This window comes from Streptomyces sp. NBC_00704 (assembly GCF_036226605.1).
Lineage (GTDB): Bacteria > Actinomycetota > Actinomycetes > Streptomycetales > Streptomycetaceae > Streptomyces.
Genome location: NZ_CP109000.1, coordinates 5,693,109 through 5,709,257, shown reverse-complemented (window position 1 = coordinate 5,709,257; position 16,149 = coordinate 5,693,109). Strand labels below are relative to the sequence as shown.

Annotated in this window: 7 protein-coding genes; 2 read left to right on the top strand and 5 right to left on the bottom strand. The window is 74.6% G+C overall.

What is annotated here, in order from left to right; genetic code table 11:
• The first annotated feature begins 651 nt into the window (after positions 1–651).
• Entirely contained in the window at positions 652–3,870 is a 3,219-nt protein-coding gene (locus OG802_RS24935; protein ID WP_329413801.1) for an amidohydrolase family protein, read from the top strand.
• A gap of 289 nt (positions 3,871–4,159) precedes the next feature.
• Here the strand turns inward: OG802_RS24935 and OG802_RS24930 are convergent, their stop codons facing one another.
• From OG802_RS24930 to OG802_RS24915, 4 genes are read right to left on the bottom strand one after another with little or no spacing between them, the layout of a single operon-like run.
• Entirely contained in the window at positions 4,160–5,731 is a 1,572-nt protein-coding gene (locus OG802_RS24930) for a fatty acid--CoA ligase (protein WP_329413800.1), read from the bottom strand.
• Between the two features lie 32 nt (positions 5,732–5,763).
• Entirely contained in the window at positions 5,764–8,106 is a 2,343-nt protein-coding gene (locus OG802_RS24925) for a beta-ketoacyl [acyl carrier protein] synthase domain-containing protein (RefSeq protein ID WP_329413799.1), read from the bottom strand.
• Positions 8,103–14,552, bottom strand: coding sequence for a type I polyketide synthase (locus OG802_RS24920; RefSeq protein WP_329413797.1), 6,450 nt, complete (start codon positions 14,550–14,552; stop codon positions 8,103–8,105). The genes OG802_RS24925 and OG802_RS24920 overlap by 4 nt, the downstream gene beginning before the upstream one ends.
• Complete coding sequence (locus OG802_RS24915; protein WP_329413795.1) at positions 14,549–14,920, bottom strand: acyl carrier protein; 372 nt, start codon at positions 14,918–14,920, stop codon at positions 14,549–14,551. The genes OG802_RS24920 and OG802_RS24915 overlap by 4 nt, the downstream gene beginning before the upstream one ends.
• A 137-nt stretch (positions 14,921–15,057) precedes the next feature.
• Between OG802_RS24915 and paaI the strand changes: the two genes are divergently transcribed.
• Complete coding sequence (gene paaI, locus OG802_RS24910) at positions 15,058–15,531, top strand: hydroxyphenylacetyl-CoA thioesterase PaaI (RefSeq protein ID WP_329413794.1); 474 nt, start codon at positions 15,058–15,060, stop codon at positions 15,529–15,531.
• Here paaI and OG802_RS24905 read toward each other — a convergent pair.
• Complete coding sequence (locus tag OG802_RS24905; protein WP_329413793.1) at positions 15,520–16,149, bottom strand: TIGR03086 family metal-binding protein; 630 nt, start codon at positions 16,147–16,149, stop codon at positions 15,520–15,522. The genes paaI and OG802_RS24905 overlap by 12 nt on opposite strands.

Genomic DNA, 16,149 nt, shown 5'->3' with positions numbered 1-16,149 from the left:
CGCCAAACTCCGCGACGGCGCCTTCTACAACCCTTCACCCCCGCGGACGTCGAGCTCACCGCGTAACTTCGGCAAGCCCAAAACCGCTCAAACCCGCTATTTGCGCCTTGGCGAACGGCATAGAGGCACCCCCGTGTGCGCCGAAGGGAGGGAGAGCACCAGTGTGCCCACTATGGCGTCGCCCTTCGCCGAATCCTGGTGCGGAACGAAGGACTGGCCGTTGCCCGGGTGCGGCTCAGCCCGCAACCGGCTCGCCGCAGGGAGCCCGAGAGCATCCCGGAAGTACTCCAGCGCGCCACCCGGCAGCGACGACCGGAAGGACCGGCAAGACTGGTCTGATCCGGCGAGATCTGCGGGGCGTCCCGCAGGCCGGTGTCGCTCGACGTCTGTTCGCCCCGCCCGGACCACGCCGGCCGTGCCACCGAGATCAGGCGCTTCACCGCTTCCTGCCCGACCCCCGGCGGAAACAGCCGATCGCCCCACGACGCCCGTTTCCGCCGCGGAATTGTTCCCCGATTTCCCTCGGGCCCCTCCCCCGCATTGGCCGATGCCATATATTCGACGCGCCGTACGAACGCACGCCCGAACGACGGGCCGGCTCCACGGGGGATTGACGGTGCGTTGTCTGCCTCCGCACGAGGGAGGATTACTGTGACGGAACAGGGGTCCGGAGCATCCGAGGACATTTCCGGGGAAAGTCCGGGGCTTTCCCGGCGTTCCCTGCTGCACCGTTCGGGCGCCGTCGGGCTGGGGGCGCTCTGGCTCGGCGGCGAGGCGGGACCGCTCGGCGCGGGCGGCGTGGCGTACGCCGACGACGCGGCCGGCAGGGCGGCCGGCGACGGCCTCGTCCGCGTCGACACCCATGAGAGCGCCAATCTGTGCGTCGCGCTGTCGCCGGACGGCACGACGCTCGCGATGGACGCGCTCAACGCGATCTGGCTGTTACCGCTCGCGGGCGGCACGGCCCGCCGGCTCACCGACGACGTGCTGGACGCGACGCAGCCGCACTGGGCGCCCGACGGGCGCAGCCTGGTGTTCCAGTCGTTCCGCGACGGGACGTACGACCTGTGGCGCATCGGCGTCGACGGGTCCGGGGCGCGCCGGCTGACCAGCGGCGACGGGTACGACCAGGAGCCCAAGGTCTCGCCGGACGGCCGTTCGGTCGCGTTCGCCTCGGACCGGGACAACGCCGGGCGGATCGAGGTCCTCGACCTCGCGACGGGCGCGCGCCGCGCGATCACCCGGCAGGACCGCGACCTCGCCATGCCGACGTGGTCCCCGGACGGGCGGGAGGTGGCCTACGTCGCCGAGTACGGCTCGATCGAGGCCGTCGACCTCGGGACGGGAGCGGCGCGGACCCTGCTCACCGGCCCCGCGGACGCCGCCCTGTACGCGCCGTCGTTCGCCCCCGACGGCCGCCGGTTGGCGTACGTCCGGGTCACCGGCGCGCGCGCCGAACTCATGGTGGACGACCGGGTCGTCTCCGAGGACGAGGACGTCTTCCCGCTGGCGCCGGTCTGGCTGTCGGCCGGCGAGCTGCTCTACACGGCCGACGGCCGGATATGCCGGCGCAGGCTCGACGGCGGCGGCGGGCGCGCCGAGGTCCCGTTCACCGCCACGGTCGAGGTGCGGCGGGTGGACCACGACAAGCGCAGGGGACCGGACCTGACCGGCGACGGCCCCCAGGACGTCCTGGGCATCGCCGACCCCGCGCTCTCCCCCGACGGCCGCAAGGTCGCCTTCCGGGCGCTGAACGCGCTGTGGCTGCGTACCGGCGCCGAGCGGCCCGTCAGGATCGTCTCGGACGGCTACTCCAACTCCTCCCCCGACTGGTCGCCCGACGGCCGCTCCCTCGTCTACGTCAGCGACCGGGCCGGCACCGCCAACCTGTGGCGCCACGAGGTCGCCTCGGGCGTCTCCGAGCGGCTCACCGACCTGCCGAACGCCCAGCTCTCGCCCCGCTGGTCCCCGGACGGCTCCCGGATCGCCTACCAGGACGAGAGCGGCGCCACCTGGGTGCTGACCCTGGCCGACGGCTCGGTCACCCAGGTCGTCCCCGCCCTGTACCAGCCGGGTCCGCCCGCCTGGTCGCCGAACGGCAGGATCCTCGCCCTGGCCGCGGCCGCCCCCTACTCGCGGCGCAGCGTCAACGGCGTGAACCAGATCCTCACCGTCGACCTGACCACGCACGAACTGCGCTACCAGGCCGTGGCGCCCGGGCGTTCGGTCTCCACCCGCAGCGGCGACGGCCCGCTGTGGACGCCCGACGGCACGCATCTCGTCGTCGGCATCGAGAGCCAGGCGTGGAAGGTCCCGGTCGACGCGGCGGGGACGATCACCGGCGAGCCCGTGCTGATCGCCGGCGACGTCGCCGACTCGCTCTCCGTGGGGACGCGCTGCGGCGCGCTGCTCTACCTCTCGCTGGGCCGGCTGCGCATGGTCGGCCTCGACGGCGGCTCGCCGCGCACCCTGCCGACCCGGCTGACCTGGACCCGCCGGCCCGCCCCCGCCGGACGGACCGTGGTGCGCGCGGGAGCGGTGTGGGACGGCACGTCCGGCTCGCTGCGCCACGACGTGGACGTCGTGCTGCGCGGCGACCGCATCGAGGAGATCGTGCGCCGGGGAGGCGCGCGCGGCGAACGGATCGTCGACGCCTCCGGCCTCACCGTCATGCCGGGGCTGATCGACACCCACAACCACTGGCACTGGCGCGGCCCGCAGTGGGGGGACCGGCAGGGCCGGGCCTGGCTCGCGTACGGCGTCACCACCAGCCGCAGCCCCGGCGATCCCGCCTACCAGATGGTCGAGACGCGCGAGGCCCTGGCGGCCGGGACCAAGGTCGGGCCGCGCTACTTCGGGTCCGGCGAGGGTCTGGAGGGGACCCGCGGACGTCACCGCGTGATGCGGCCGGTCTTCTCCCGCGACCAGCTGGACCGGGACCTGCGGCGCGCCCTCGCGCTGCGCTACGACCTGCTGAAGTCGTACATCCGGCTGCCGGTGGAGTACCAGCGGGAGGTGGTGGCGCGCGGGCACGCGGCAGGCATCCCGGTGACCTCGCACTACCTCTACCCGGCGGCCCGCGAGGGCCTGGACGGCATGGAGCACACCGGGGGCGGCAACCGCCTCGGCTACTCGCGGACGCTGAGCTTCGCCGCCGGGCGGACCTTCCAGGACTCGGTGGACCTGCTGGCGGCGAGCGGCATGTGGATCTCCACGACGACGCTGTTCGCGAGCGAGCTGTTCGTGGAGGACCGCTCCCTGGTCGAGGACGAGCGGACCCGGGTGCTCTACCCCGACTGGGAGTACGCCCGGCTGGTGCGCAAGGCGGACGACGCGGCGTCGGACAGCGCGGACACCCGGCTCAACCACGCCTGGACCGTCGGGGACTGCGACATGCTGCTGCGGGTGCACCGGGCCGGCGGGCTGGTCGTCGCCGGCACGGACTCGGCCCTGGACGACATCGGCATCAGCCTCCACCAGAACCTGCGGATCCTGGTGAAGTACGGGTTCACCCCGCGTGAGGCGCTCCAGACGGCCACCGGCAACGCCGCCCGGGCGCTCGGCCTGGGCGACCGGCTGGGCCGGGTGGCGCCGGGCCGTCTGGCCGACCTGGTGGGCGTCGCGGGCGACCCGCTCACCGACATCCGCGCGGCGGCGGCGGTGCGCACGGTCATGGTGGGCGGTCACCCGCACGAGGTGCCCGAGCTGCTCGCGCCGTTCCGGCCGGCCGCGGCCGCCGCCCGTGGCGCCGCACCGGGCGGCGCCGTGCGCAACACGGTCCGGGCGGCGGCGCCCAGCGCCCGCGACGACGCCGCGTACTACTGGCACGAGGCGGAGTGGCGGCACCTGGGCTGCTGCCGCTCCCGCTGACGCCCGGGGACTCGGCCGGGACCCGCGGGAGCCCGCGGGTCCCCCGCGCGCAGCAGGGTCCGGGACCGGCTTCGGCCGGTCCCGGACCCGGACCCGTGTCCGCGGAGTTCCCGCGGGGAAATCCCCCCGAACCCAGGAACGCCCGGAGGGCGTCCCGGAACGCCCGGAGAATACCTGCGGGAATGCATGCGGAAATCCCTGCGGAGTTTTCCGCAGGGATTTCCGCAGGGTTTTCCGCGGGGAATCCTTCCGCGCTTCCCGTACTTCTCGGGCGGCCGCTCCCTCGCCGTCAGTTCACCTGGCGTTCGCGGTCGGCCCAGAATTCCTTGCGGAGTTCCCTCCTGAGGATCTTTCCGCTGGGGTTGCGGGGCACGCGCTCGATGAATTCGTAGCCGCTCGGGGACTTGAAGTCGGCGAGCCGCCCCTGGAGGTGGAGCTTCAGCTCCCGCGGGCTCGCCGACATCCCCGGTCTCAGCACGACGAAGGCGCGCACGACCTCGCCCCAGCGGTCGTCGGGCACCCCGATGACGGCGGCCTCGGCCACCGCCGGGTGGGTGGCCAGCGCGTTCTCCACCTCGGCCGGGTAGACGTTCTCGCCGGCGACGATGACGGTGTCCTTGAGGCGGTCGCACACGTAGACGTAGCCGTCCTCGTCGAGGTAGCCGGCGTCCCCGGTGTGCAGCCAGCCGTCGGCGAGGGTCTCCTGGGTCGCCTCCTTCATGCCCCAGTACTCGACCATCACCGCGGGCGTGCGCAGACAGATCTCCCCGATGGCGCCGGACGGGAGGGAGTCGCCCTCGTCGCTGACCACCTTCACCTCGACGCCGGGGTACGGGCGGCCCGCGGCGCGCAGTCGGGGGCTGCCGGCGCGGTGGTCCGAGGGCGGCAGGCACAGCGCGGTGTTGCCGCTCTCGGTGAGCCCGTACAGCTGGCCGAGGTCGCAGCCCAGCATCGCCATGCACTGGAGCATCAGCGTCTCGGAGATCGGGGAGCCGCCGTAGGTGACCTTGCGCAGCGAGGCGAAGTGGCCGGGCCCGACGCCGGGTTCGGACACCATCATCTGCAACATCGCCGGCACGGCGCAGGTGGTGGTGACGCCGTGTTCGCGGATCAGCCGTACGGCGTCGTGCGCGGCGAACATGCGCATGGCCACGTTGGTCACGCCGGCGTTGAAGGCCTGCATGGCCCACCAGATGCCGGCGACGTGGAAGCCGGGGATGCAGATGAGGCTGACGTCCTGCGGGTACCAGTCGATCCAGTCGAGGCCGTGGTCGGCGAGCAGGTCGCGGACCGCGAAGAAGCTGCGGTGCGCGAGGACGACGCCCTTGGGCAGGCCCGTGGTGCCGCTGGTGTAGATCTGGGTGACCGGGTCGTCGGGCTGGGCCCGCGCCGCGAGGTCGTCGTCGGTCCGGTCCGCCTTCCACTCCCGCAGGCCCGCGCCCCGGTCGTCGCCGCCGTCGATCACGACGAGCGCGGGGCGGGCGGGCAGCTCCTCGCGGATGCGGGCGGCGACGGCGGCGTACTCGCCTTCCACGAAGAGGACTTCGGCGCCGGAGTCGCGGAGGATGTGCTCCACCTCGGCGGGGGTGAGCCGCCAGTTGATCGGGACGAGCACCGCTCCCGTCTTGGCGCAGGCGAAGAAGATCTCGTAGTAGTGCTCGGACTCCTTGCCCAGGAAGGCGACGCGGGTGCCCCGTCCGGCGCCGGCCGCCAGCAGGGACCGGGCCGTGCGGTTGCTCTCCCGGTGCAGCTGCTCGTAGGTGACGCTGCGGCCCTCGCAGCTCAGGGCGGTGCGCCGCGGGTGGTGCGTGGCGTGAAACGCCACCGTGTCGACGGCGGTCCTGAGGTTCGGGTAGTGCATGAAGGGGTGTCCTGTCCGTAGAGGGCTGAGACTCAGATCCAGTTGTGGTGGTCGGGCCAGTGGCGCCGCCGGACGAGCGCCGGGCCGGGGAGGTGGAGCAGTTCGGGGCGCGGGCGGCCGGCGGGCCACCACTCGTCGGTGGCGGGGGCCTCCCCGGCGAGGTGGCGCCGGACGCGCCGGGCCGCCTCGGCGGCGTGCGCGGTCACGGCGTGGGCGTCGGAGCCCGTACCGCCGTCGGCCGTCACGGCGTGGGCGTCGGAGCCCGGGCCGCCGTCGGCCGTCACGGCGTGGGCGTCGGAGCCCGGGCCGCCGTCGGCCGTCACGGCGTGGGCGTCGGAGCCCCTGCCGCCGCCAGCCGTCACGGCATGAGCGTCGCAGCCCGTACCGCCGTCGGCCCTCGCGGCCTGTTCCAGGGCGGCGAGGAGGTCGTCGCGGTCGTGGACGACGGCCGCGTACCGGACGGCGGGGTGGTCGCGGCCTTCGGCCAGGGTCCGGCAGACGGCGGCGGGGCTCCAGCCCGCCCGCCGCCGCAGATGCCGGTGCAGCCGGGCGGCCGTGCCGGCCAGTGCCTCGGCGCTGTGGGCCGAGAGCAGCAACGGCCACGGGCCCCCGTCCCCGTGGGCCCCGGCGTCCTCCAGGGATCCGGCGGACCCGACGGACCCGGGAGTCCCGCCGGACCCCGCGGACCCGGCGGTGCCGACGGACCCGGCGGTGCCAACCCTCCCCGCGCCCACGGCGGTTCCGGCCGCCCCGGCGGTTCCGGCCGCCCCGGCGGACCCGGCCGCCCCGGCGGACCCGGCCGCCCCGGCGGACCCGGCCGCCCCGGCGGACCCGGCCGTCCCGGCGGTTCCGGCGGACCCGGCGGTGCCAACCTTCCCCGCGCCCCCAGCGGTCCCGGCCGCCCCGCCGGACCCGGCCGCCCCGGGGGTTGCAGTGGTTCCGGGGGTTGCGGTGTCCGTGGTGGGTGGGCGGTCGGGGACGCTTTCCAGGACGACGTGGGCCAGGGTGCCGCAGAACCCGAAGCCGCTGACGGCCGCCCGCCTCCTGCCCCGCGTGGGCCAGGGCTGCGGCTTCGCGGCGAGCCGCAGCGCGGTCCGGCCCCAGGGGATGTCCGGGTCCGCCTCGTCCTCGCCGGGCTGCGGCGGGATCTCGGCGTGGGCGAGCGCCAGCACCGTCTTCATCAGCCCGGGTGCGCCGGAGGCGGTCTCGAGGTAGCCGAGGTTCGCCTTGCAGGAGCCGATGTACAGCGGCGGCGCGTCCGGTGAGCGCCGCGCGTACGCGTCGGCCAGGGTCTCCGCCTCGATCTGGCCGCCGATCCGCGAGCCGTTGGCCTGCGCCTCGACGTACTGCACGTCCTCGGGGGCGATGTCCGCGTCCTGGAGGGCCCGCTCGATCACGGTCTTCTGACCGCGTGCCGGGGCGACCGAGATGCCGGGCCGGTCGCCCTGGGCGTGGACGGCGCTGCCGCGCACGAGGGCGTACGGCCGGTCCCCGTCGGCGGCGGCGTCCGCGTACCGCTTCAGGACGACGACCCCGCAGCCCTCGCCGCGGACGTGTCCGTCGGCGTGCCGGGTGAAGGGCCTGCTGCGGCCGGTCGGCGACAGCATCCCGGCCCGGTCGAGGATGCCGGTGCTGAACGGGGAGAGCAGCAGATTGCAGGTGCCGACGAGGGCGATGTCGCACTCGCGGGCGCGCAGCGCCCGCACCGCCAGGTGCACGGCCGTCAGCATGGACGAGGACGCGGTGTCGACGGTGACGGCCGGGCCGTCGAGTCCCAGCGACAGCGCGATGCGGCCGCTGAAGGCGCTGGGCGAGGAGCCCGTGCTCATGTGCCCGGTCAGCGCGTCGGCGGGGATGCCGCCGCGCAGCCAGGCGTACGGGTACTCCACCGGCCCGGCCACCGCGTACACGCCGACGGTGCGGCCGCGCAGCCGCTGCCGGGACAGGTTGGCGTCGGCGAGGGCCTGGGCGGCGACCTCCAGCAGGAGGCGCTGCTGCGGGTCCATGTGGCGGGCCTCCTCGTGTCCGATGCCGAACCGGTCGGCGTCGAAGAGGTCCACGTCCGTCAGGTAGGCGCCCTGGCGCAGCCGGGGGGCCAGCGGCGCGAGGTCGGGCGCGGCGAGGTTCCAGCGCGGGCGGCCGAGGCTGTCGACGGGCACGCCGGCCGTGTCGGTGGGCAGGACCCGCCCCTCGCGGAGCGCGGTCCAGAACTCCTCGGGGTCGTCGAGCCCGCCGGGCAGCCGGCAGCCCATGCCGATGACGGCGACCGGCTGGGTCCGCTCGTGGTGCTGCCTGGCCAGCATCACCATGAGCTGTTTCCTCGACAGGGTCTCCAGGTGGTCGATGTAGCTCGTCACCTTCGGGCCGCCCGTCACCGGAACATCTCGCGCAGCGCGTCGAGTTCGTCGTCGGCCTCGGCGTCGGTCAGTTCGCGCACGTCCTCGCCGGGGTTCTCCCGCGGCGGTGCGGCCGGTGCGTCCCCGGCCCCGTCGGGCACGAGCTGCTCGTCGAGGAAGACGGCCAGCGAGCGCACCTCGGGGTGGTCGAAGAGGGCGGAGGCGGGCAGGGGCACGCCGAGCACGGTCTCCAGGGCGTTCTTCAGTTCCACCGAGCCGAGCGAGTCGAGGCCGAGGTCGACGAAGCGGGCGTCGAGGTCGATCTCGTCGGGCGAGTCGTAGCGCAGCACGTCCGCGATGCGGGCGCGCAGCAGGGAGCGCAGCGCGGCCTCGCGGTCGGGCTTCGGCCGGGCGAGCAGTTCGTCGACGTCCAGTTCGGCCCGGTCCGGCGCGCCGTCGCGGGCCGAACCCAGCTCGGCGAGGAGGGCGTCCGGGGTGGGCTGGGCGTTCGTGTAGGCGTCCCAGTCGAACTCGCCGACGACGGTCTGCGCGTACGGCCGGGCGAGCGCGGCGAACAGCGCGTTCAGCGCGGCGTCGGGCTTGACGAACTTCAGGCCGCGGGCCTCGATGCCGGCGATCTGGCGGTCGGTGAGGGAGGCGGCCATGCCGATCTGGGCCCACGGGCCCCAGTTGACGCTGAGTCCGGGCAGTCCGGCGGCGGCCCGGACCTGCATGAGGGCGTCCAGGTAGGCGTTGCCGGCGGCGTAGTTGGCCTGGCCGGCGGAGCCGAGCACCGAGGCGATCGACGAGTAGCCGACGAAGAAGCGGACGGTGGGCACCTCGGCCAGCGCGCGGTGCAGCAGCCAGGAGCCGTAGAGCTTGGCGCGCAGGACGGCGGTCATGCTCTGCGGGGTCTGGGCGGTGAGCGGGGCGTCGGCGAGGACGCCCGCGGCGTGCAGGACGCCGCCGAGCGGGGCCTCGCCGCCGGCGAGGGCGTCGACGATCCGCCGGACGTCGGCCGCGTCGGCGATGTCGCCCTGGAGGATTCGCACCTCGACGCCTTCGCCGAGTCCGGCGGCGATCTCGGCCCGCCGGTCCTCGTCGACGGCCCGGCGGCTGACGAGCGCGATGCGGCGGGCGCCCTGGCGCACCAGCTTGCGCGCGGAGGCCAGGCCGAGCGCGCCGAGGCCGCCGGTGACGAGGTAGGTCTCCCCCGCGTCGATCCGCACGGGCTGTGCGGGCAGGTCGCGTTCGTCGCGGAACTCCAGCACGACCTTGCCGACGTTGGCGCCGCGGCTGAGGACGCCGAACGCCTCCTCGACCTCGTCGAGGGAGTAGCCGACGACGGGCAGGGCGGTGAGCCGGCCGGCTTCGACGTGGTCGGCGACCGTGCGCAGGATGTCGTGGTTGAGGCGGTCGAGTTCGTCGGCGGGCAGCTCGCTGAGGTCGAAGTTGTGGTAGGCGACGTCGGGCCGGCGGGCGCTCATCTCCTCGGGGGTCCAGACGCCGATCTTGCCGAGTTCGACGAACCGGCCGCCGTCGGCGAGGCAGCGCAGGCCTGCCGGGATGTAGTCCTTGTTGAGGCTGTTGAGGACGACGTCGACGCCCCGGCCGCCGGTGGCGGCGAGGACCTCGTCGGCGAAGTCGAGGGTGCGGGAGTTCATGACGTGCCGCACGCCCTGGGAGCGCAGCAGGGGCCACTTGCGGGGGCTGGCGGTGGCGTACACCTCGGCGCCGGCGAGCCGGGCGAGGCGCACGGCCGCCTGGCCGACGCCGCCGGCCGCCGCGTGGATCAGGACGCGGTCGCCCGCCTTGAGCCCGGCGAGGCCGTGCAGCGCGTGGTGGGCCGTGACGTAGGCGGCGGGCAGTCCGGCGGCCTCGGTGAAGGTGAGGCCGGCGGGCTTGCGCACGACGACCGTGGAGGGGACGGTGACCCGCCGCCGCATGCAGCCGATGCGGCTGAGCACGACGTCGTCGCCGGGCCGGAACGCGGCGTCGGGTCCCGCCTCGACGACGGTGCCGGACGCCTCGAAGCCGAGCGGGAGGGGCTCGTGCGGGAGGCCGTGGTCCAGCGCGTACTGGCGGAGCATGCCGAGCGCGTTGAGGACGTCCTTGAAGTTGAGGCCGGCCGCGTGGACCTGGACGGTGACCTCGTCGCCGGTGGGCGGGCGGTCCTCGACGGGCAGCGGGCGTACGGCGGAGAACTGGCCGTACTCGGTGATCGTGAGTTCCGTGTTGACGTCGTCGCGGACGGCGGCGGGCGGCGGGGAGAGCCGCTTCACGTGGCGCACGCCGGACCGGTAGGCGATGCGGTGCTCGCCGCCGGAGGCGTCCGCGGCGAGCAGTTCGTCGGCGAGGGGCCGCAGGTCGGTCCCGTCGAGGTCGAGCAGCACGGGCCGCAGCGCCGGGTGCTCGTGGGCGAGGACCGCGCCGAAACCCCACAGGGAGGCGGCGGCGAGGGCGTCGCCGTCGCGGGCCGCGCCGTCCGCGACGTCGCCGGGCAGCCACTGGGCGCGTTCGGTCACGAGCAGGATCCGCGGGTCGCGGCCGGCCGCCGGGCCGTCGGCCAGGGCCGCCACGAGGGCGAGCAGGTCGCGGTAGTTGCGCTCGGTCTCGGCGCGCAGCCGTTCCTCGCCCCGCAGGGCGGGTTCGGGCGTCCAGAACCAGCACAGGTCCGTGACGGCGGGGTCCGCGGCGAGCAGCGCGGCGGCGGCCGTCGCGTCGGGGGCGTGCAGGGTGTGGACGTCCGTGCCGGCGAGGAGGTCGTCCAGGTCGCCGGGGAGGCCGTCGCCGGGGTGGACGACCAGGACGCGGCGGTCCTGTCCGCCGGTCCTGGCGGCGGGCAGGGAGCGCTTGAGCCAGCGGGGGCGCAGCAGCATGCGCTCGGCCGGGTCGGCCGGGGCGTCGGCGACGCGCTTGAGGCGGACGCCCTTGACGGCGAACACCGTGCGGGCGCCCTCCAGGGCGACGATGTCGGCGGTGAGTTCGCCGGGGCCGAGGTCGACCTGGACGAGGACGCGCAGGCCGGCCTTGGGGCGCTTGAGGAGTTCGACGGCGTCGAAGCCGACGGGCAGGTAGGTGCCGTCCAGGTCGACGGCGGCGCCGAGGGTCTGCATCGCGCAGTCGAGGACCGAGGCCCGCAGGTGTTCCCCGACGGGGGTGTCGAGGGCGCGCAGCTCGCCGGTCGCGAAGCCGTCGGCGTGCCGGTCGACGCGCAGGACGCGCCGGAACTCGGGGCCGTAGGGCAGCCCCAGCTCGGCGTACCGCTCGTACAGGTCCTCGCCGGACCGGCGGGACTGCGGCTCGTCCAGGGCCGCGGCCGTCTTGCGCAGGCGGTCCACGACGTCGCCGAGGGCGGCCGGGCCGGTGGGCGCGCCGTCGAGGACGGCGGTGGCGTGGACGCGTTCGATCACGCCGTCCCGGCCGTCGACGCGGCTGACGATCTCGACGTCGGCGGGCCCGTCGGCCTCCGCGCGCGGGCGCAGCCGGGTGCGGATCTCGGTGGGTTCGCCGTCGCGCAGGAAGAGGGGTTCGTGGATGCGCAGGTCGCGGACCGGCCGGCCGGTCTCGCCGTGCACCGCGTCCTGGAGGGCCAGCACGATCTCGACGTATCCGGCGCCGGGGAACACGGCCTGGCCCATGACGACGTGGTCGGCGAGGTAGGCCGGGGAGGCGGGGGACAGCGGTGCGCCGAACTCGCGTTCGCCCGTCGCGCGGCGGTCATCGGCGGTGACGTCGACGCCGAGCAGCGGGTGGCGGGCCGGGCCGACGGCGCGGCCGGTGAGGGCGGCGCCGGCGCGGGCGGAGGGCAGCGGGTGGCGCTTCTTCGCGAAGACGTAGCCGGGCAGCGGCACGTGCCGTCCGCCGCGCTCGGCGTGGTAGCCCGTCCAGGAGACGGGGAGTCCGGCCCGGTAGCAGCGGGCGACGGCGGCCGCGGCGGTGGCGGCGCCGTCGTCGGACCTGGCCATGCTGGACACCCAGACGTGCGCGTCGGGGTCGCCGTTCTGCCGGCCCAGGGCGGTGAGCGCGCCGGACGGGCCGACCTCGACGAGGACGTGGGGGCCGCGGGCCTGGACCCGGCGCATGCCGGCGGCGAAGTCGACGGGCTCCAGGATGTGGCGGACCCAGTAGTCGGGCGTGCCGACGTCGGCGAGCGCGGCGACCTCTCCGGTGAGGTTGGAGACGAAGCTCAGCCGCGGTTCGTGGAAGGCGATGCCGGCGATCGCCTCGCGGAACGCGTCGGCCACCTCGGCCATCAGCGGCGAGTGGAAGGCGTGCGACACCGGCAGGTCCCGGACGTCGACGCCCCGGTCGCGCAGGACGCCGGCGAGTTCGGCGAGGGAGTCGCGTCCGCCGGAGACGACGCACTGGCGCGGGGAGTTGACGGCGCCGAAGCCGAGGTCGGGGTAGCGCTCCAGGTGCGGGGCGATGTCCTCGGCGGGGGCGAGGACGGCGGCCATGCCTCCGGGCGCGGTGACGGACTGCATGAGGCGGGCGCGGACGGCGACCAGCCGGACGGCGTCCTCCAGCGAGAACAGGCCCGCGATCGCGGCCGCGGCGATCTCGCCGACGCTGTGTCCGAGCAGGACGCCCGGCCGGACGCCCCAGGACATCCACAGGCGGGCGGTCGCGTACTCCAGGCTGAACAGGGCGGGCTGGGTGTAGAGGGTCCGGTCGAGGTCGCGGTCGCTGTCCGGGGCGTCGCCGAACATGACGTCCTTGACGGAGCGGCCGAGGTGGGCGGCGAAGAGCCGGTCGCAGGCGTCGAGGTGGCGGCGGAAGACGGGGTGGCGCTCGTACAGGCCGCGGCCCATGCCGACGTACTGGGCGCCCTGCCCGGAGAACAGGAACGCGGCCTCGGTGAACCGGGGTCCGTCGCCGTCGCGGCCGTCGTCGGCGAGCTGGCCCTCGAGCAGGCGCACCAGGTCCTCGCGCGAGGAGACCGGTCCGGCGAGCCGTGCGGGCAGGTGGGCGCGGCCGAGGTTGGAGCTGCGGCAGAGGTCGGGGACGGCGAGACCGGGGTGGGCGTCGAGGAAGCTCAGGTGGGCGGCGGCCTGGGCGCGCAGTCCGGCGTGGTCCTTCGCCGAGAGGGTGAACACGGCGGTGCCGTCGTCCGGCGCCGGTGCGGGCGCGGGGACGGGCGGCGCCTCCTCCAGGACGACGGAGGCGATGGTGCCGGCGAAGCCGAAGGAGTTGACCAGGGCGCGCCGGGGTCCGTCGGCCCGCCACTCGCGCAGTGCGGTGGGGACGGTCACCCGGTAGCGGTCCCAGGGGATGTGCCGGGACGGCGTCTCCAGGTTGATGTGCGGGTAGATCACGCCTTCCCGGAGCTGGAGGAGGACCTTGGCGACGCCGCCGATGCCGGCGGCGGCCTCCATGTGGCCGATGTTCGTCTTCACGGAGCCGACGGGCAGCGGTTCGCCGTGCGCGCGCGACTCGGCGAAGACGGTGTTGACGGACCCCATCTCGATGGGGTCGCCGAGGGAGGTGCCGGTGCCGTGCGCCTCCACGTACTGGATGTCGGCGGGCTCCAGGTTGGCCGAGGCGAGCGCGTCGCGCATCAGGGCGACCTGGGCGGTGCCGTTGGGGACGGTGAGGCCGCCGCTCTCGCCGTCCTGGCGGACGGAGGAGCCGCGCAGCAGCGCGAGCACGGTGTCGCCGTCGCGCCGGGCGTCGGAGAGCCGCTTGAGGACGACCATGCCGGATCCCTCGCTGCGGCCGTAGCCGTCGGCGGAGTCGTCGAAGGTCTTGCAGCGGCCGTCGGGCGAGAGCATGCCGGCGCGGGAGTAGACGATGTGGTTGCGCGGGTGGTGGGTGGCGTTCACGCCGCCCGCGAGGGCGATGTCGCACTCGCGCCGGCGCAGTCCCTGGGCGGCGAGGTGCAGGGCGACGAGCGAGGCGGAGCAGGCGGTGTCGACGCTGATGCAGGGGCCGCGCCAGCCGAGGAAGTACGACAGTCGTCCGGCGGCGGCGCTGTGCGCGGTGCCCGCGGCGACGTGCGCGTCGAGGTCGACCGGGTCCAGGGCCTCGACGTCGATGGCGAAGTCCATCTGTCCGACGCCGAGATAGACGCCGCCGTTCCTGCCGCGCAGTGCGGCCGGGTCGAGCTGGGCGGATTCCATGGCGCGCCAGGCCGATTCCAGGGCCCAGCGGTGCTGGGGATCCATGAAGTCGGCTTCCTTGGGCGATATGTTGAAGAACTTCGAGTCGAATTCGTCCGCACCGGAGACGAATCCGCCGCCGGCCGCGAGGGGACTTCGGCCCGCCTCTTTCTCGGCGGCCTGCAAGGCGTCCATGTCCCAGCGGTCCGCGGGCACCGGGCCGGTTCCCGCCCGGCCTTCCCTGAGGAATGCGGAGAATTCCTCGGGAGTGTCGTTGTCCCCCGGGAAGCGGATGCCCAGCCCGATGACGGCGATCGGCTCGTACTTCTCCAGAAGCAGGTCCTTCAGCAGGGCGTCGGTGCGGGACGAGGCCGTGTCGGTCACTGGTAGAGCTCCTTGAGGATGTCGTTGACCAGGTGCTTCGTGGACGTGGACACTCCTGCGTCCTGGGCCGGCTCGGGGGCGGGCGGGCCGGCGGAGAAGAGTTCGGGCAGCACGTCGGCGGTCAGGAAGTCGACGAGGTCCCCGACCGTGGGGTGGTTGAACAGGAAGGCCGCGTCGAGCGTGCGGCCGAGTTCCTGTTCGAGCCGCCGCCGGGTGTCGACGGCGCCGAGGGAGGTGAGTCCGAGTTCGAAGTAACTCACCCCGAGAGGCATCACCTCCGTGTCGTCCATCATCAGTTCCCGTTTGAACTCCGCGACGACCAGCGATTCGAGGAGCGCCCGGCGTTCGGAAGGCGGAGTGTCTGACAATTCCTGAATCCAGGGTGTACGCGAAGTCATGCCGCTCCTTGGCTGGATGGTTTTCTGGTCTGTTGACCGGGGTCGCTCACGGATGGAAGGATCGGCGCGCCAAGTCCGGAGAAAACAAAAGGAATTGAGGGCATTCGATGACGGGGACCGGCGAGGAGAGCGACCTGGAGTTCGCGGCCCGGCGGCGCGCCGAGGAGCTGTACGCGAAGGACCGCACCTGCGAACTGCTCGGCATCGCCCTGCTGGACGCCGGGCCGGGGCGGGCGACCGTCGGCATGCGGGTCACGGAGGCCATGGTGAACGGCCACGGCATCGGGCACGGCGGCTTCCTCTTCCTGCTGGCGGACGCGGCGTTCGCCTTCGCCTGCAACACGTACGGGCCGACGACCCTGGCGCAGGGCGCCCAGATCACCTTCCTGCGCCCGGCCGAGGTGGACGACGAGCTGGTCGCGGAGGCGGTGGAGCGGACCCGGTTCGGGCGCGGCGGCCTGTACGACGTCACCGTGCGCCGGGCGGACGGCGTCGCGGTCGCCGAGTTCCGGGGGCAGAGCCACACGCTCGGGAGCCGCCCGGCTCCCGAGGCGCGGCAGCAGGACCCGTCACGCCGGTGACCACCGCGGGTCGCGGCCCAGCGAGGCGAGCAGCCGGTCCTCGGCGCTCGCCGCGCCGGCCGGGTCGACCGGCGGCCCGAACGCCGCGCCGGGACGCTCCCGTGACGGCCCGGTCGGCACCTCCTTGACGGCCACCTCGGCGGCGGCCGCGACGAGGTCGTCGTCGTACGCCGCCGGTACGCCCACGGAGACCGCGACGTCCCAGCCGTGCACCACGTAGTCCACGAGGTGGAAGCCGATCGCGCGGGCCGCGGCGAACCGCATCGTCGGATGGATCCACGGCAGGGCGAACTCCCGGTCGAGCACGCCGTCGGCGGCGAACGCGTCGAGGACGCGGTCGACGGAGTCGGCGTAGGCGCGGCGGGGATCCGCGAGCGGCGTCTCCCGCCAGACCGACTCGTCGACCGGTCCGCCGCCCGCGGCCGCGGCGAAGCCGAGGTGCTGGGCGGTCATATGGGCGAGGAGGCGGCGCAGGGACCAGTTCCCGCAGGGGGTGGGGGCGTCCCACTGGTCGTCGCGGATGCCCGCGACGATCTCCGCGCTGCGCAGCACGGCCCTGCGGTCGAGTTCCTGGACCGCGCCCTCGGACGGGTCGGCGGCGGGGTGCCGGTCGGTCAT

Coding starts and splice junctions, on each gene's coding strand:
- OG802_RS24930 (WP_329413800.1), bottom strand. CDS start 5,731: ATGCACTACCCGAACCTCAGGACCGCCGTCGACACGGTGGCGTTTCAC.
- paaI (WP_329413794.1), top strand. CDS start 15,058: ATGACGGGGACCGGCGAGGAGAGCGACCTGGAGTTCGCGGCCCGGCGG.
- OG802_RS24905 (WP_329413793.1), bottom strand. CDS start 16,149: ATGACCGACCGGCACCCCGCCGCCGACCCGTCCGAGGGCGCGGTCCAG.